The 18,136-nt window shown below is 38.3% G+C and carries 13 protein-coding genes and 1 pseudogene; 9 read left to right on the top strand and 5 right to left on the bottom strand.

Annotated features, from left to right (window positions below):
- Both FXW07_RS15740 and FXW07_RS15735 read right to left on the bottom strand, forming a co-directional pair.
- A pseudogene (locus FXW07_RS15740) lies at positions 1 to 764 on the bottom strand (ISNCY family transposase); the annotation flags it as partial.
- A gap of 74 nt (positions 765 to 838) precedes the next feature.
- The gene (locus tag FXW07_RS15735) at positions 839 to 2,032 is read right to left on the bottom strand and encodes a glycosyltransferase family 4 protein (RefSeq protein ID WP_229396220.1); all 1,194 of its coding nucleotides are present in this window, start codon (positions 2,030 to 2,032) and stop codon (positions 839 to 841) included.
- Between the two features lie 202 nt (positions 2,033 to 2,234).
- On the opposite strand from FXW07_RS15735, the gene FXW07_RS15730 reads away from it, so the two are divergent.
- On the top strand, positions 2,235 to 3,440 hold the full coding sequence (locus tag FXW07_RS15730) for a glycosyltransferase (protein ID WP_229396218.1): 1,206 nt from the start codon (positions 2,235 to 2,237) through the stop codon (positions 3,438 to 3,440).
- 617 nt (positions 3,441 to 4,057) lie between these two features.
- On the opposite strand, the gene FXW07_RS15725 is transcribed toward FXW07_RS15730, so the two are convergent.
- From FXW07_RS15725 to FXW07_RS15715, 3 genes are all read right to left on the bottom strand, one after another.
- Complete coding sequence (locus tag FXW07_RS15725) at positions 4,058 to 6,037, bottom strand: hypothetical protein (RefSeq protein WP_229396216.1); 1,980 nt, start codon at positions 6,035 to 6,037, stop codon at positions 4,058 to 4,060.
- Between the two features lie 185 nt (positions 6,038 to 6,222).
- Positions 6,223 to 7,239 carry a glycosyltransferase family 2 protein gene (locus FXW07_RS15720; protein WP_229396214.1) on the bottom strand — a complete coding sequence of 339 codons (1,017 nt, stop codon included), beginning with the start codon at positions 7,237 to 7,239 and terminating at the stop codon, positions 6,223 to 6,225.
- Positions 7,240 to 7,261: 22 nt separating this feature from the next.
- Positions 7,262 to 8,161: a glycosyltransferase family 2 protein gene (locus tag FXW07_RS15715; protein ID WP_048158065.1), complete on the bottom strand. Its 900-nt coding sequence runs from the start codon at positions 8,159 to 8,161 to the stop codon at positions 7,262 to 7,264.
- A 901-nt stretch (positions 8,162 to 9,062) separates the two neighbouring features.
- On the opposite strand from FXW07_RS15715, the gene FXW07_RS15710 reads away from it, so the two are divergent.
- The 8 genes from FXW07_RS15710 to FXW07_RS15675 all read left to right on the top strand — a co-directional run bounded on the left by FXW07_RS15710 (position 9,063) and on the right by FXW07_RS15675 (position 17,632).
- Entirely contained in the window at positions 9,063 to 9,950 is an 888-nt protein-coding gene (locus FXW07_RS15710) for a DUF1616 domain-containing protein (protein ID WP_229396212.1), read from the top strand.
- A gap of 2 nt (positions 9,951 to 9,952) precedes the next feature.
- The gene (locus FXW07_RS15705; RefSeq protein ID WP_229396210.1) at positions 9,953 to 10,795 is read left to right on the top strand and encodes a type II CAAX endopeptidase family protein; all 843 of its coding nucleotides are present in this window, start codon (positions 9,953 to 9,955) and stop codon (positions 10,793 to 10,795) included.
- 656 nt (positions 10,796 to 11,451) lie between these two features.
- Positions 11,452 to 11,700 carry a hypothetical protein gene (locus FXW07_RS15700; RefSeq protein ID WP_229396208.1) on the top strand — a complete coding sequence of 83 codons (249 nt, stop codon included), beginning with the start codon at positions 11,452 to 11,454 and terminating at the stop codon, positions 11,698 to 11,700.
- Between the two features lie 505 nt (positions 11,701 to 12,205).
- The gene (locus FXW07_RS15695; RefSeq protein WP_229396207.1) at positions 12,206 to 12,874 is read left to right on the top strand and encodes an N-acetyltransferase; all 669 of its coding nucleotides are present in this window, start codon (positions 12,206 to 12,208) and stop codon (positions 12,872 to 12,874) included.
- 63 nt (positions 12,875 to 12,937) lie between these two features.
- The gene (locus FXW07_RS15690) at positions 12,938 to 14,020 is read left to right on the top strand and encodes a DegT/DnrJ/EryC1/StrS family aminotransferase (RefSeq protein ID WP_229396205.1); all 1,083 of its coding nucleotides are present in this window, start codon (positions 12,938 to 12,940) and stop codon (positions 14,018 to 14,020) included.
- Between the two features lie 45 nt (positions 14,021 to 14,065).
- Positions 14,066 to 15,004: a UDP-N-acetylglucosamine 3-dehydrogenase gene (locus FXW07_RS15685; RefSeq protein WP_229396203.1), complete on the top strand. Its 939-nt coding sequence runs from the start codon at positions 14,066 to 14,068 to the stop codon at positions 15,002 to 15,004.
- Between the two features lie 96 nt (positions 15,005 to 15,100).
- Positions 15,101 to 16,528 carry a nucleotide sugar dehydrogenase gene (locus FXW07_RS15680; protein ID WP_229396202.1) on the top strand — a complete coding sequence of 476 codons (1,428 nt, stop codon included), beginning with the start codon at positions 15,101 to 15,103 and terminating at the stop codon, positions 16,526 to 16,528.
- Positions 16,529 to 16,585: 57 nt separating this feature from the next.
- Positions 16,586 to 17,632, top strand: coding sequence for a polysaccharide deacetylase family protein (locus FXW07_RS15675; RefSeq protein ID WP_048153254.1), 1,047 nt, complete (start codon positions 16,586 to 16,588; stop codon positions 17,630 to 17,632).
- The last annotated feature ends 504 nt before the right edge of the window (positions 17,633 to 18,136 follow it).

The following is an 18,136-nucleotide window of genomic DNA, read 5'->3' as shown; positions in this document are numbered from 1 at the left end:
TGTTCAATTGTTGTATTTTTTGGGAAATCACTAACAATAAGCTTGTTTAAGTGCATYAAACAATATTGATGGACTAACTTATCCCCAAAAATTTCCTTTAATATATCAGGGTATCTCTTATCAAAGTCCGTAACGATAAACACAGGCTCTGATGCATCCAGATTTTTCTGTAAAAATCCCTTGATGGTTTCTGAACTCTTATCTTCAAAAAGTTCATCTGCTATCGTTCTTTGAGTTTTTGCATCCAGTAAAGTTAAACGGTATTTCTGACATCTTCCTTCTTTTGGATGTTGTTCGTCATAGTGYACCATATGTATATTTTCTGAAAATGGAACAGTTTTCTGTTCCATTTCTTCGTAGAATGCTCTTAAAATAGTGCTTTTTGATCTYGGATAGATGAAGTCCATTATATCAGAAATTCCATCGTATGAAACGTTATGGTATCTGAGTAACTGGAAGAAATCATTGAATGAATTAAAAAGTAAAGTCTTCAGATCTTCCCAAAAACTATGATCTTCTTCGTGTGTATTACCACAATTTGAGCATTTATATCGACCAATGTTGATTTCTCCAAGACCTTCTTTAGTATGAGGATTATAGCCATTATGAACCATTGGAGTACTACAAATTGAACAGACTGGAGGAATTTTTCTACGAAAAATTCCTCGTGTGGTATATTCATAATCGTTTCCAAAACAACCAAAAACGTCTAAGAGAGCAGGGAGCTCCGAAAAGTTATTAAGAGTAAGGTTTATAGTTACCATTGTTTTTGCCGTAACATCATTACATAATTATAGAATTATAATTTTGTGTAGTGATGTTACACTTACTTTTATCACTAGATTTTGGGACTGAGTCCTTTGCATATGTCAAGAATTTTTCTCGCAACTCCGTCCCAGCTGTGATTCTCAACGACATATCTTCGGCCTTTCTCTCCCATAAGAGCTCGGGTATTTTCATCGAGAAGTAATTTAACTACAGCAATCGCAAGTTGTTCAGGATCTTCAGGAGTTACGGAAATTCCGCCATCTGAAGCTTCAATTAAATCTTTGACTCCCGAAATACCGCTTGCCACAATAGGCTTTCCACAGGCAAGGTACTCATAAGTTTTCAATGCTGAAAGTCCTATTTTTGAGTTTCTTTCCTTGATGAAAGGAGCAACGCAAACATCAGCCGCGTTGATGTAGAGAGGAACCTGTTCGTATGGAATTCTTCCGGTGAAAGTAAATTTACCCGAAAGCCCTAACCTAGAAGCTATTTCCATCAGTTTCTCCTTCATAACTCCGTCTCCTACAACAAGGAAATGAGCATCAGGACATTTCTCCAGAATCAAAGGAGAGGCATGAATTAGATATTCAACTCCCTGCCAGGCTGCAAGGTTCCCGACAAAGCATATGTACTTTTTTGAGTTTTCAAGCTGCAGCTTTTCTCTGGTCTGTTTGGAATCTAGAGGCTTAAATACATCAGTATTTGCCCCATTGTTAATAACATAGATTTTGCTCTCAGGAACTGAGTATAATCTCACAAGTTCGTCCCTGAGTTTATCCGTGACTGAAACAATTCTGTCGCAGTGCCTGTAATTAAAGTTTTCAGACCTGAGTGCCAGATGAGAGAAAACTCTATACGCAAAAGACTGTGAATTTGGATCGACCTTTAACTCATCCAGAACTATCCCATTAACTTCTACTATGGAAGGAATTTTTAGAATTTTACATAGAAGTATAGGAAAGAACGGAAAAGAATTCTGGCGAAGATAGAGCACATCAGGCCTATTTTTTATGCAAGAATAAAGAAGGTAAAAAGAAAGCATGAATTCGTAAGAGGGCTGTACAAGATATTTATTGTCTATTACAGGCACGCATTTTATCCCTGGAAGAGTACGGTCTACGCTCTTCTGTCCGGGTGCAAACAGGACTATATCAGTATATTTTTTTAAGTTTTTCAGAAGTTCTAGAATATGGATATTCGAACCTGATTTAGCATTGAAAGAACCGTAATAAACCAGGAAAATATTATTTACTTTTTTAAACATAGTAGCCGGTTACCAGAATAGTAAAAGTAGTTAATTAGTTTATCCCATGGCTTTATTTATTATTTTTTTCAGTTCAAGGACGAGGGTTTAGTATAAAATCCATGGACAAGAATTTAATGCATTTTGCAGAGAAGTATTTATAGGATTACTTCTCTCCTCTGTCTGCTTTTGATGCATCCGAATCGAAAACGAGCAAAAGATTATGAAAGTACTGGAAGCATGTCAGGAATTTCCTAACAGGTATTACCCTCAACTTGGGACATTCATAAAACAGAGTATAGACTCAATTGCAAACCAGGGCGTAGATGTTACTGTCATCTCGCCAAAACCCTTTGTCCTTCCCTTTTCCGTATTTCCATATTATAACTTTTTTAAACTGCCTCGGATTGAGCATACCGAAAAATATGACCTTCATTATCCACGTTATATATATGCTGTCCCCAAAAAATATTTTTATCCCATAACAGGGTTTTCGTACTCTCACTTCATTTTCGAATACGCAATCAAAAATATAAATCCAGAGCCAGACCTGATCCACGCACACTTCTCATATCCTGACGGGTATGGGATGATGAAACTTGCAAAGAAATGGAAAGTCCCTCTTGTAATAAGTGCACTCGGGACAATAGAAAGAAAAGTTGCTTATGAAGGTTCCTATACATCAAAGCAGATTATAGAGGCAATGAATTTTGCAGATAAGATTCTTTCTGTCAGCGAGGATCTCAAGCTCCACATAGTAAATCTGGGAATAAACGAAGAAAAGGTCCATGTGGTTCCAAACGGTGTTGATACCGTAAAGTTCAAACCTGCAGGAAAAGCACATGCAAGGAATCTGTTAAACCTGCCACAAGATAAGAATATCGTCCTATTTGTTGGAGCCCTTAGAAAAATAAAAGGTGTGGACTACCTTATTGAAGCTGCAAAGGATTTTGTGAACATAAACACCAATCTTTTTATGGTAGGCAGGGACGATGGCCTGAAAAAAAGTCTGGAAAAAAGAGCACAAGAGCTCAAAATTGCAGATCACATTAAATTCACTGGGCCTGTAAACCATGAGAACATCCCACTCTGGATCTCAGCTTCGGATATCCTCGTATTGCCTTCCCTTTCTGAAGGAAGACCAAATGTAGTACTCGAAGCCCTTGCCTGTGAGGTTCCAGTTGTAGCAACCGATGTCGGCGGGATACCTGAACTTATGGTCGATGGGGAAACAGGGTATTTGGTACCTGCAAAAAACCCTGAAGAATTATCCAGAAAAATTAATAAACTGCTTGAAAATAAAAACCAGAGAGAAAACATGGGGAAGCTCGGGCGTAAAAGCATAATTCAGAGAGAACTGACCTGGGAAGCCCATGCAAAAAAGACTGTGGATATATACTCAGAGCTTTTGGAGAAGACTTTGAAATAAGTCCCAATCCCTCCAGCCTACTTTTTTAATTCCTTAGTCTGCTGTAAGACTCTGGTCCAAAATCTAGTGATTTTTGTATTTTTCGATTGAAATCATGAACTTGCAGGAAGAATTCGTTCTTCAATCAAACTCAATATTTGATATCGAAAGACTTCCATCGAGAGGACGTATTTAATGGATTATAACCAATTACAAAATCTAGTGATTTTCAATTTCACGTTTATCACTGGATTTTGGTACTGAGTCTGCTGTAAATCACAGACCCTAAAATCCACAAAATCGAAAATAAAAATTCGTAAAAGCTTATACTCACATACAAATGCTGTACCATTTCACCCTATGTCGAGCCAATCATCAAGGATTCAATAATTCCGAATAATTGCAATCGATTTTATACGACATTTTGCTGTTGACTCGACACTAGAAGTAAAATGGGCACCTGGAAAAAAAGCATCTTTAAATGCACATTCTGAACCCCTGCCAATTTGAGACAATGATCATTTGATATTGGCCAGTTTGTTAATCTATAACCATTATGATTATACTTTTGTGATTTGAAATTATACAAAAGTGTTAGAAATTGGAATGTGAGTTTAAATAATAAATTTAAGGGGTTATTAAATCCCCTTATGCGGAATGTAAATGTCTGTCGATGGATTTGAATAGATTTTGTCAAGGCCTTTGAGGTTGTTTTCCAGCTCAAGCTCATTTTTGGGTAACCCCTGATAGAAATAGTTGGCAGTATCTTTCAGGGTGCTTTCCTCACTGCCAAAGTATAATCCGCTCCTGAAAAACTCTCTGGTTCTGAGAACGATATAACCTTTGTATTCCGGGAGTTTATTTACATCACCGATTCTGTAATTATCGTAAGATGAGATATTCAATTCCGCAGATTTCGAAGGAATCAGCGGGACATAAAAGAACCTTGAAGCGTAATAATCGGTGTAAACCGACTTAGTTGGAGAATTGACAGGAACATACTTAAAAATATGATTAAAGCCGCTCAACTCTTCGGAAGTAAAGTATTCGTGTTTTGCTTCTTGACCAAGAAAACCCGAATCTGAAATACTGTAGACCGAAGAGACTAAAACAAAAATCGAAAACAATAAGATCACTAAGAAAGCAGAGTTCGATTTCTTAGAAGAATACTTAGTCATATAATTCCAGAATATATACAATCCGTACCCCATTATGAAAGCCATAAAGGGACTAACGAAAAGCATAAACCGGTCAACTCTGAAGAGGACTTTGAACTGCCAGATCGTATTGAGGGGATTGGGAATATAAAATATAAGAGTCAACAGAGCAAATAACCCTAATACAGAAGCATAATTTTTCTTGTAATTTTTCAGGAGAAAACCTATTCCTATCAATGCAAAAAATAAAAATACCGATTTATCCAGAAGCCCTGCTAAATCAGTAAAACTTTCCTGAAGAACTTCTGAACCTCCAGCAGTTAGAACTATAGAATCCAAAAATTGGCTCTGCAAACGGGGAGCCAGGCTCCTCTGTACAAACATGTATGCTACAAAGAACCAGTAAGTGGAAAAAATGACATTAAGCAGTATAAAGAAGGGTTTGCTGATATAGTTGTTATTCCCTATCACATATTCCGATGCAAGAAGAATGATCAGCAATATAACAAGCTGTGGAAGGGAGACATTGTGAACTAAAGTTAAAAAAACTGCAACAATTACTGAAAGGGTTTTTAAGGAAAGTTTATCCTTTTTGAAATTGACACTATAAATCAGGTATAATAATACAATAAACATTATGAATGCCATTGTGCGAGTGATTACATTTGTACCATAATAGAGTACGGTAGAACTTGCGGAGAAGAGTACACATGAAAGAAGTGAGATCTGCCTGTTGTTTGTTATGTAATTAAAAAGGTAATAAAGGAAAACTATGGTTATTGCATAGACAGGTGCAGTTACCACAAAAAGTGAGTTCTTTATGCTTATTTTCAAGATTTCAGAAGCTTCTGCAATAAACACATGATAAAGAGGAAAGTAAGCGTAATCACTTAAGGAAGTCGGAATTATTTTCCCGGTCAGTGCAGTAACTTCCGAAATAAAGATGTGAGGAAGGATGTCTGTGGTACCGACATAGAAATCATAATTTAAAGTCACACTGAAAATTAAATTTCCCGCGATTAAGATAGATTCCGCCAGAATAAGAGAAGGATTTATATTTTTAGAGAAAATTTGGAAGAATACCGACAGATAAAGTCCTAAAATAAAAAGGAAATAGCATAGAGGCCTGCTTCCCGGAGACAGCAAAAGTACAACTAGGGAACCAATATAAAATATCCCGAAAAGGTACGCAAGGGACTTTGTACTCAATGATGGAAAGATATCGATATCGTGCAAACTTACATCTTTTTTGTAAATGAAAAATATGAAAAGACAGGAAAGTATTGCAGGTATTCCTGTAAATATCCCCCGAAGTGCATAACCGAACTTTCCGGTTGCAAACATCCATAAGAACGCGAATATTACTGCGAAGATTATAGCTAACGGAAACAGAAAAGAAATTAACCTCATTAGACGGTCATTATCTAATCCGAGTCCTGTTTCTTTACTTAATCCGAACATACTATCTCCATGACCTTAAATAATCATATAATAAATTTAACAAACCTGGCATCCAAACTTCTGTGTTTGAAAATCAGCAAGAGTTCATCAGGGCTTTATTGATTAAGAAGATTTTGCCCTGAAAAGCTTCACATATATTCAAGTGTTTCGGTTTCTATTTAAATAAATGACATCGTTCGTGATTGTTAAATATCTGAACAGGAACTCTCTTTTGAGATCAAAGGGGAATTTGTAAAGCTGTACAAAAACCCCAGCCCATAAGCAACGTGTTGCACAGGAATAATAAAAAGGGTAAAAAGACCGTATTTTGATTTCATTTTATAGGTAACCTGGATTGAGGTAATAAAGACAAGAATAAAGTACACAGTCATGAGTGCAAGAAGAAGAAGCAAGCTTGGAATAAAAAATTTAATAGAAGTAATAAGCAAAATGACTGCAAATAAGATGGCAATCGAAGGCAAAAAAGCATACCAACGGACAAATTCTCCATGCTTCTTGAAAAGTTCTGCCATCCACACACCATACTTAAACATCCTTACGGAAAAGGACTTGAAAGTTCCTCTTCTATGGTGCAGGACCTTTGCATTCGGGATATACAAAAACTTGTTACCCTTCTTACTGATTCTGTAGTTCAGGTCTCCGTCCTGACCCACCACAAACCGCTCATCAAAACCTCCAACTTCCTTAATTGCCGCTTTTTTGTACATTGCATTACAGTTAGGAAGAGAGCTGACATAATGCTTTTTTGTGGAGTTTTTAGACTGAGCCGAACCTCCAGACCCCAGGAAAGATTCCTGGGCATATCCCACAACTCTGCCAAATACAGGATCAGTGTCAAAAATCAGGTTAGGCCCTCCAAAACACACAACATCATCTGGAGAAGCTTGCATTTCATGGACAAGGGTTTTCAACCACTGAGTATCGGCCTTACAATCTCCGTCGGTAAACGCGACAAGTTCTCCCCTGGCATTTTCCACACCAAGGTTTCTTGCCGCAGCAACATTCTTTTTTTCGTTCAAAAGAAGTTTGACAGGATATTTTTGTACAATATCTCGCGTTTTGTCGGTGGACATCCCATCAACGATAATAATCTCGTAAGAATCTCTCGGGTAATCTAGATTAAGAAGTGACTCAATACATTCTTCAATGAATTTTTCTTCATTACGAATACCTACTACGACTGAAACAAAAGGGTATTTCATACAAATTGGCCCCGTTTTAACATTACTGTTTTCGAATATTCTCGTTTAAAAATATCATTCTTGAGATGGCATGCAGTATTATTCCGGTAAACACCATGAAGGCTCCTATAACCGTCAGCATGACCATCAGAAGTGTTGGCCCAAAGCGCAGGGATCCTCCCATGAGAAAATCCTGTAAAAATATTAATCCCATAAGAAAGCCCGTAGATGTCATAATCAAGCCAGGAACAGAGAAATAGTACAAAGGCCGTCTGTACTCCATATCTTTAAGGATGCGGAACAGGACTCTGGGACCATGTATGAAAGGGTGCTCACTTGAGCAGTCCTCAAGATCATATCTGCAATGGATTTCCACTTCAGTAAACTTTAATTTATAATCCTTGGCCTGAATCAGAATTTCAGAGCCCGCAGACATATCTGTTCCATTCAAATTTATGTTTTCAATAGCTTTTTTTCCATAAGCTCGAAATCCGCTTTGTGAATCCGTTACATTCAGACCGCCTGCAATATAGGTTGCGATATCAAGGACTTTCATCCCGAATTTACGATAAATAGGGACATTTTTACCGTTGCCATTGACAAATCTTGAGCCGATTACCAGATCAAACCCATTTTTCAAGGGCTCAAGGAGCTTGGGAATTTCGGAGGGGTCATGTTGACCGTCAGAGTCAATTATGACCATAGCATTTGCATCGAGCTTACGGGCGGTTTCAAAACAGTTCCTTAGGGCTGCTCCATATCCCTTATTTGTTTCGTGACGAACTACATAGGCGCCAAGAGATTCGGCGATATCGACAGTATTATCGGTGCTTCCGTCATCTACAACTACTACTCTGTCGACGTATTTTTTGCAACCCTTGATAACATCTGCAATGGCATGGGCTTCGTTATAAGCAGGCATGGCTGCAATCGTAATGGCCATATGCAATCATCTACCTCTTTGAAGATAAAGGTAAGAAGTCTCCTTGATAACATAGTTTATTAGGGAAGAATCAGTAAAAAGTCCAAATTCTGCAAATATATTTTTCAGAGTCATCGCTCCATAATTTTTAGAGGGTTTCAAAAGGTCTTTTACGGCTACATTTACAGAGAATCAATTGGGGGACTTGTTCTCCTCTTTTTACCCAAAAGAAGGAACATAAATACTCCGTAAGTGAGTCACAGCATTTAATGCAAGACCTGTATCTGTTTTAATATACGAGCTATATAAGCATTTAGACACGAAAAATAATTAACCAGTAACCCCGATAACGAAAAATAATTAAACCCATGTAAAATGCCTGTTAACCATAATAGTAGCTTAAAAGGTATCAATTATTTACAAAAATAAGAGAATAATAAAAGAAAAACTTATACAGATATAAGAACTCAAAGACTTCCTTGTTAGATGTCAACGTTTGCAACCCTGCGGATTCAACCCCGAAAGTATATTTAAAAAAGTAGAAAGAGGGATACTCAAAAGGCTAAAAGTTCTTTAAGGGATATAGAAAAAAAGGGAAAAGTATTTTAAATACAATTCAGGAAAAGGGAAAGATATTTTATACAACTAAGTTATTGAGTAGATCGGGTTAAAACATTCTTGAAAACGAATATAATTCAGGAAATATATTCTGCTAAATAAGAAAAAAACCGGGATTAAAGCTCGGACAACTTTCACCTTTCCGGCGTAACTCTTCGCAATTGAAGACTAAAAAGCAGCCGGCAAGAGGAAATCGGAAGGTTTCCGAAAAACCTCATAAGGGAACAGAGAAATTGGCAGATTAGCCCGAATAACGAAAAGGCTGGGAAGCCAAAAAACATAAAACCGTTTTATGAGGAGTTATATGGCCGGAAACCAGAAGTTCCCATCTGACCTGTTGTTAGTAGCAGGCCTTGTAATTCTTACAGATATTTTCGTACTAATTCCTGTACTTAGCGGAAGCCTTATTCGCACAGCTCTTGGTCTACCACTGATCCTCTTCCTTCCAGGATACGCCCTCATAGCCATGCTTTTTCCAGAAAAAAGCGGACTTGAAGGAATGGAAAGGATAGCTCTTTCTGTCGCAATGAGTGTCTCAGTTGTGCCTTTGATAGGACTTGCACTCAATTATACCTCCTGGGGAATCAAAGAGATACCCCTCATAACAAGTATCTCCATATTTACCCTGATCATGTTGGCAACAGCATACGTTAGAAGAAACTATCTACCTGCAGACAGTAAATTTGAGGTCCCTTTCAGGAATCTTGCTATCACCCTGCTATCAGGAATAATAGGAAAGCCGGAATCTAAAACAGAGAAAAACCTTAGAATAATTCTAGCTCTTTCTGTCCTTATCTTGATAGGAACTGGAGTTTATGTCGTTCTTGTGCCTCAAGACAAAGAACCATATACGGAGTTCTACGTTCTTGGGGCGAATGGAACGGCTAACGACTACAAAACAGATTATATACAGGGAGAAAGTGGGACCTACTTTATAGGAATAACAAATAATGAACACAGAACAATGGACTATACAATGGAAGTAAGGCTTAAAAATCAATCTCTGCCTCTTCCGGAAAATCTGCAGCATATCAGGCTTGCCAATAATAAGACCCTTGTAGAACCTTTTGAGATTACACCTTCTGTTGAAGGAGATAATATGAAGCTTGAGTTCCTGCTTTTCAATGAAACTGAAAAGAATATACCATACAAAGATCTGCGCCTCTGGATAAATGTTGGAGAGGAGGTGTGAAGATGGGAGCATTTGAGATTTCTAATGTGGAGACTCCGGAAGGCATAAAAACGAAGATGTCTGAGAATCTAAAGGAAAAAACAACCGAGATCGAAAACAAATGGGTTTATATCGGAATCCCGATTGTAGCTATTGCTCTTGCGGAACTGATGATATATTCGGGAAGGAAACTCCCAGGCATGGAAATACATGCATTAGTTCTGCTTGGGCTTTCCTTTTCCATAATATATATAAAAAACAAGGACATTCAGAAAACCTATCAGAGTTTTCTCCTTCTACCGATCCTGCGTCTGGTAGATTTTTCAATGCCTCTCTTCTATGAAGAAAAACTTTACAACCTTATTTTCATATACTGTCTTCTGGCAATCCCTGTAAGTATTGCAGCCATTAATCAGGAGTTTACTCCCGCGCAGCTTGGGATAACTTTCAAAAAAATAGGGATATATATTCCATTATCAATATTCATGGGCCTTTTATTAGGAGCAGGAGAATATATCATAGTAGGAAAAAATCCTCTTATTCAGGATCTTTCAATCCTTAACATCATAAATCTCACCATAATTATGGTATTTCTCGTGAGCCCTATAGAAGAGATGATCTTCCGGTCAGTCCTGCAGACCCGGTTAGAAATAGTATTAGGCGGCCGGGAAGCGTTGATAGTCACAAGTATTTTATTCGGGTTAATGCACTCAGGATATGGGAGCATTTACGAAATATTTTACATAACCTTAGTGGGTGCTGTTATAGGCTACCTATATTACGGAACCCGAAGCCTACCGCTGGTTGCATTAATTCATGGGTTTATGAATGTGTTCTTTTTCGGGATTCTCCCCCTTCTCCTTTAAACTCTCTACGTCCACTAACGTATTCCAAAAAAGAAAGGATTCGATCAAAGGAAATTAAACCAAAGGCAAAATCTTCGATATAGCGGGAACTTCTTTACAGATTTACTCTCGATTATAATCAGGAAAAACTCACTCTGGTTTCTATAATAATGGAGACAGAATAGAGTAATAAATATTAGCAGTTCCCTATGCTTTTCGCGTTTTTTACGTTTTTGAGAATTAACCAGAGAATTCAGGTATAAACTGTATTCTACCAGAAAAAAGTGGCTCTTCGCTATTGTATAGATAAGATTATTTTCAACTCAAGACTGCATTGATTTTCATGAGAATATTATGAGGACATCCACACAAAACAACGAAGAGCCAAAAAAGTAAATGAAACTCATCAACTGCCGAGTATAACCAAAATTACCCCGGCAGCCGAAACCGAGTCAAGTACGACAATCATTCTTAAAAAAGTGTGATTATATCCAGAAATACTTCATGAGACAAGATTACTGTTACTTACCCATAGTTCAGCCCTCATGAGCGAAGAAAAGTGGAGCAGAAAGGGCAGTGAACTGCAGAGCCGCACTCTGCCGAGATGGGAATCGGAGCGAACACCTGACGGAAGCCCTCTGAAAAGCCATTAAAATAGTGCGACAACCTTAAAGAGAATGATTGCACCAAAGGAAAACATCAATGGAATAATTCCCATATTCAAAGAAACCTTTACCGTACTTTCCCAGTGTTTCGATGCAGGGAGGAAGTCCCTGAGCAAAAGCAATAAAAGTAAAACTGCCGCAGCCACAGATGCGCCTTCAGGAATTCCCGGTGTTACGGTAGTTACTGAGAGCATACCTGAAGAAACGGAGTTGGACGTTATTAAACTTGTAAGCGTAGTCAGCACTCCTAGAGTTGATTAGCATATTACAGGAACAAATACGCGATAAGATATAAAAATCCTCCTCATACAATTGATAAACATCAAGAGAAGAGGCATAAAATTCGAATTTTGGAAAACAGGTAGGAAGTGTCCTTAATAGATAAAGAAAATACTATGAGTTTGAGTTTGCAATCAAAAGAATAAAATTAAAAATTATATTGTGAAAATATAAACGCAGAATATAATTGAATAATTCTTAGAAAAGATAGGAAAGAAGAGTAGAAAAATGAACCAAATCATTAAATAATTAAAGAGCCCTTTAAACTAAAAATTTAGAGGTAGTTAGAAAAATCAAAGAAATGAATATAAAAAAAGCAATAACAATATCTTGGGTTTGTCCTGAGAGCTTGAATTAGCCCGATTCTCGGGAATATGAAAAATTATGAAATGAAAGATTATGAAAAACTGCATAAAGTAGGCAGATGTTTTTATGCTCCAACAGAAAGTTTATCTGGCTAAGAAAAACCAGAAGGACGGGGGGAACAATGAACTCTACTGAATTTAAAATTCACAATTCTTCTAAGATATACGGAACCTCTGTAATTGGGAAAGACACAGTAATAATGGAAAATGTGATTCTAGGATACCCTGAACACAGGGTCCTGATGGAAATCCTTAGGCAAAACATCGAAATTGAAAACTTTGATTTTCCAGGGTGTACCATAGGTCCAAACTCAATTGTAAGGGCTGGATCAACGATATTTTCCAATGTAAAAACCGGAAAAAACTTCAAAACCGGGCATAACGTAATGATTAGAGAAAATACAGAAATTGGAAACAATGTTCTTATTGGAACCAATGTCATCATAGATGGGCATGTAAAAATAGGAAATAACGTAAGCATCCAGGGAAATGTCTACATTCCAACCAATGTTGTTATCGAGGACAATGTATTTATTGGGCCCTGTGCTGTTCTGGCCAACGATAAATATCCTATTCGAAAGAAATACGAATTGAAGGGTCCTGTATTGAGAAAAGGTGCGTCTATCGGTGCAAACGCCACCTTACTTCCCGATGTTGAAATAGGGGAAGGAGCAATGGTTGCAGGGGGAGCACTTGTGACAAAAAACGTGCCCGCCTGGAAACTTGCAATTGGAGCGCCTGCCAGAATACAAGAACTCCCCAAAGATTTAAAGGAATTGAATCAGATATAAACTTATAAAAAATCAATCGTAAGTAAGATTCGTTTTATCAAGATTATTAAAAGAGGTTCTAAAATGATCCCAATTGCCAAGCCCCTGATGGGTAAGGAAGAGGTTGATGCAGTAACAGAGGTCCTGAGATCAGGCATGATTGCACAGGGCCCGAAAGTCGAAGAATTTGAACTTGCTTTTTCTGAATACACTGGTTGTGAGCATGGAGTTGCTGTGAACTCTGGCACTGCAGCTTTGCACATTGCGCTTCTTGCCAATGGTATAGAAAAAGGAGATGAAGTGATTACAAGTCCTTTCAGTTTCATTGCAACAGCAAACAGTATCCTGTATACCGGGGCAAAACCTGTTTTTGCAGATATTGAATCAGATACATATAATATAGATCCTGCAAAAATTCAGGAGAAAATAACTCCAAAAACCAGAGCAATTTTACCTGTTCACCTCTATGGGCACCCTGCAGACATGAAAGCGATAATGGAAATTGCAGATGATAATAAGCTTATTGTAATTGAGGATGCCTGCCAGTCCCATGGTGCAGAATGCCTTGGAAAAAAAGTGGGCAGCTTCGGAACAGGAGCATTCAGCTTTTACCCTACTAAAAATATGACAACCAGCGAAGGTGGAATGCTCACTACAGACGATAAGGAAATTGCAGAGAAAGCAAAAATGATTCGGGCCCATGGCTCAAAAGTAAGATATCTGCACGAAATGCTGGGCTTTAACCTGCGCATGACTGACATTGCAGCTGCAATCGGACTTGTACAGCTCGGAAAACTAGATGGTTTTACAGCAACCAGACAAAAGAATGCGGAGATTCTTTCAGCAGGGTTAAAAGGTATATCCGGAATTATGCCACCAGTAATAAGAACCGGCTGCACCCACGTATTCCACCAGTATACGGTAAGAGCAGAAAAGAGAGATCAACTGGCAACTTTCCTGAAAGAAAAAGAAATAGGAACAGGAGTCCACTATCCTATATCTATTCACAAGCAACCTTTCTACATGGAACTTGGATACAAGGACTCACTACCTGTCGCAGAAAAAGCAGCCGACGAGGTTCTTTCTCTCCCTGTGCACCCTGCATTATCCAGAACTGATTTACAGGAAATAATTGACGCGACCAAAGAATTTTATGCAAAGGACTGATTAGTTTTCCAGCCACCGCATTCTCAGAATCAGGAAGTGAAACTTTTGATTAGAGTAGGAGTAATAGGTACAGGTGCTATGGGGCAGAACCACGTAAGGATTTACAATGAAATGAATGACGTGGAGCTTGCCGGAATCTCGGATGTAGACCAGAAACGTGTTGAAGCAATGGCTACGCAGTTCAAGACAAAAGCCTTTACAGATTATAAGGAAATGTTAGCCGAAGGACTTGATGCGGTAAGTGTGGTTGTGCCCACCAAACTGCATAAGCAAGTCGTACTTGATGCTCTTGAGGCAGGCGTACATGTCCTTGTAGAAAAGCCGATTGCAGATACGCCTGAAAACGCGGACCTGATGATAGCAGCTGCACAAAAAGCGGGAAAAATCCTTATGGTTGGGCACATTGAGCGCTTTAACCCCGCAGTTATAAAACTCAAAGAGATCATAAATTCAGGCATTTTGGGAAAGATAGTCTCAATCTCAACCAAAAGAGTAGGACCCTATAACCCGAGAATAAGAGACGTGGGAGTAATCCTGGATATTGGTGTCCATGATATTGATGTGATCTCATATCTTTACGGCAAGAAAATAAATAGTGTTTATGCAATTGCAGGTGCTGACATTCACTCATTTGAAGATCACGCCTCAATTATCCTGCGTATGGACCATAATTTTGCAGGGGTTGTGGAAACAAACTGGCTGACTCCTCACAAGATAAGGCAGCTAACAGCGATTGGAGTTAAGGGAGTTGCCTATCTGGACTATATTAATCAGACAGTACAGCTACACGATAACGAATGGATAAGAAAAGCCAAAGTAGAACATAGCGAACCCCTGAAAAACGAACTCACCTATTTCATAGATTGTGCTACGAAGGGTAAAAATCCCAACCCTTGCGGAGAAGACGGAAAACATGCCCTTGAAGTGGCAATGGCTGCTATAAAATCCTATGAAGAAGGAAGATTAATTGAAGTAGGACAATAAGCCGAAAAAAACTCTGAAAAAGTAAAATCTCGACAACTTTTGAAAATGAGAAAGGTTTGAAAAGATCTGAAAAAAACAATTTAGAAAGTGATATACATGAGTAAATTAGAAAAACTTTTCCAGGAAAGAGGCCCGATAAAAAAAATTGGAGTACTTGGAATGGGCTATGTAGGTATTCCTTCAGCGGTTCTTTTCGCAGATGCTCCATGTTTCAATAAAGTTCTTGGCTTCCAGCGCAATTCAAAAAGTTCAAGTTACAAGATTGGTATGCTCAACCGTGGAGAGAGTCCTCTTAAAGGAGAGGAGCCTGGTCTGGAAGACCTTATTAACAAAGTTGTAAAAGCCGGCAAATTTGAATGCACCCCAGACTTCTCAAGGATATCAGAACTTGATGCCGTAACGCTTGCAATCCAAACTCCTTTTGCAAATCCTAAAGATTTGGAACCTGACTTTTCCGCACTTATTGAAGGTATAAGAAACGTAGGAAAATACCTGAGGCCAGGAATGCTCGTAGTTCTTGAGTCCACAATTACCCCTGGTACAACCGAAGGTATGGCAAAAAAGATTCTTGAGGAAGAATCAGGCCTAAAAGCCGGAGAAGACTTTGCTCTTGCCCATGCCCCTGAAAGAGTAATGGTAGGCAGGCTTTTAAAAAATATCAGGGAACATGATAGAATTGTGGGTGGGATAAACGAAGCAAGTACCAGGAGGGCTATCGAGCTCTATTCTCCTGTATTGACTGTGGGGAAAGTAATTCCTATGAGTGCAACTGCAGCCGAGGTAACGAAAACTGCAGAAAACACTTTCCGCGACCTCCAGATTGCAGCAATCAATCAGCTTGCCCTTTACTGTGAAGCTATGGGAATAAACGTGTACGATGTAAGGACTGGAGTAGACAGTCTAAAAGGAGAAGGCATTACAAGAGCTATACTCTGGCCAGGGGCAGGCGTTGGAGGCCACTGCCTTACAAAAGATACATACCACCTGGAGAGAGGAGTTAAGATAGGTAATGGACAGCTTGACTATCCGGAAGGTGCAGATTCAATCTACGTGCTCGCAAGAAAAGTCAATGATTTTATGCCTGCCCATATGTACAACCTGACTGTTGCAGCTCTTAAAAGGATTGGAAAGGAAATGAAAGGCTCAAAGATTGCAATGCTCGGCTGGGCTTTCATCCGGGACTCGGATGATGCAAGGAACACGCCTTCAGAACCTTACAGGGAACTCTGCCTTGAGGCAGGTGCAATAGTTACTGTGCACGATCCTTATGTTGTGAACTATCCAGGAATTGAGATTTCAGATAATCTTGAAAATGTTATCAGAGACGCGGATGCTGTGGTCATTCTTGCAGGGCACAGTGCATACTCTGATATAAAGGCTGATTGGGTAAAGAAAATTACAGACAAAGAAAACCCAGTTATTATAGATGGAAGAAATGTAATTGAACCGGACGAATTTATTAGTAAAGGGTTTGTCTATAAGGGAATAGGGAGAGGCGATAAAAACGAACATTTATTAATGTAAACTAAAATTTATTTAAAAAACAAGTTAGGGCATTAAAATCTGGAAAAAGGATTAAAGATGATCGAGGAACTGAAACAAAATGAGGAACTCTGGGATCTATTTAGCAAAAAAGAAGAATACAATTTGACCTTTACTGACCAGTACGATAGGTTTCCGTACTATTTAAGCAGCCAGAGGAATATTTTTGATCCCAGTGTTTCCAGGTTTCTGGTAGAAAACGGGTTACACCCTGAGTATCCAGACGGGAAAAAATTCGCAGTCTGCCTTACTCATGATATTGATGTGATATATCCGGAAAAGATCTACACGATCATTGGAACTGCCAAAGCTTTTGCTAAAGGAAATTTAACAGATGCTATAAAGACGCCTTTTTGTAGAATTTGCAAAAAGTTTAACCCTTGCTGGAACTTTAGAGAAATAATGGAGCTGGAGGCAAAATATAATGCAAAATCCAGCTTTTATTTTCTGGCCTTGAGGCCTGGAGAGAAAGATTTCAATTATGAAATTGAGGATCTCAAAGCCGAGTTGAAGTATATATCCACTCATGGTTGGGAAGTAGGGTTGCATGGAGGGCATGAGTCTTACAGAAGCTTGGAAGATATAAAGGAAAAAAAACAGAGACTTGAAAAAGTATTGGGTAAGGAAATTATAGGGTACAGGAATCATTACTTAAGGTTTAAAGTACCGGACACATGGGAATTGTTAAGCAAAGCAAACTTTAAGTATGACACAACATTTGGGTATTCGGATTGTGCAGGCTTTAGAAATGGTATGTGTCATCCTTTCAGGCCATATAATATAAACACTGGAAAACAAATAGATATCATTGAGCTTCCTCTCATAGTTATGGACCGGACGTTATTAAAAAGTTACATGCGGCTTGACGTTAAAACGGCCTGGGAACTCACAAAAAGTCTTGTTGATAAAGTTGAACAGTATAATGGTGTAATCACAATTCTATGGCACAACAATACATCCATTGATGGTGAAGGCCTTAAATACTACGAAAAATTCCTCAAATATGTTTCCGGCAAAAAAGCCTGGCTTGCAAGTGGAGAGGAAATATATAACTGGTGGTCGACCAATATTGAACCACGGTATTGAAAAAACCCAGGTGCGGGATCGGAATTAGTTGATAATCACCAGAGGCACTGAGATAGATTAATTTCTCTATATAAGCAAGATAACACTAATCAAAATTAACACTATCAAATTAACACTATCAGATTAACACTATCAAATTAACACTATCARATTAACACTATCARATTAACACTATCAAATTAACACTATCAAATTAACACTATCAGATTAACACTATCAAATTAACACTATCAAATTAACACTATCAAATTAACACATTGAAAAAAATATAAATCGCCGCCTAAGACAAGCATAATTAATAACTTTTTTCAATTTAGAACGGGCTTGAGGATGGTAAGGCGTCTCCTATCGGTATTGGGGCCGAAATTCTTTAAAAATTAATACTGACGTTGCGTTAAAAATATTCATTATGACTGGAATCCCGCTAGAATTTATAAAAAAATATAATAGAGTGGATTTAAAGATAACGGAGGAGAAAAGGAGGAGTCAGGAGAAAATATATGG

Origin of the sequence: Methanosarcina sp. DH1 (genome assembly GCF_020804205.1) — an archaeon.
Taxonomy (GTDB): Archaea; Halobacteriota; Methanosarcinia; order Methanosarcinales; family Methanosarcinaceae; genus Methanosarcina; species Methanosarcina vacuolata.
This window is presented reverse-complemented; position numbering and strand designations above follow the sequence as displayed.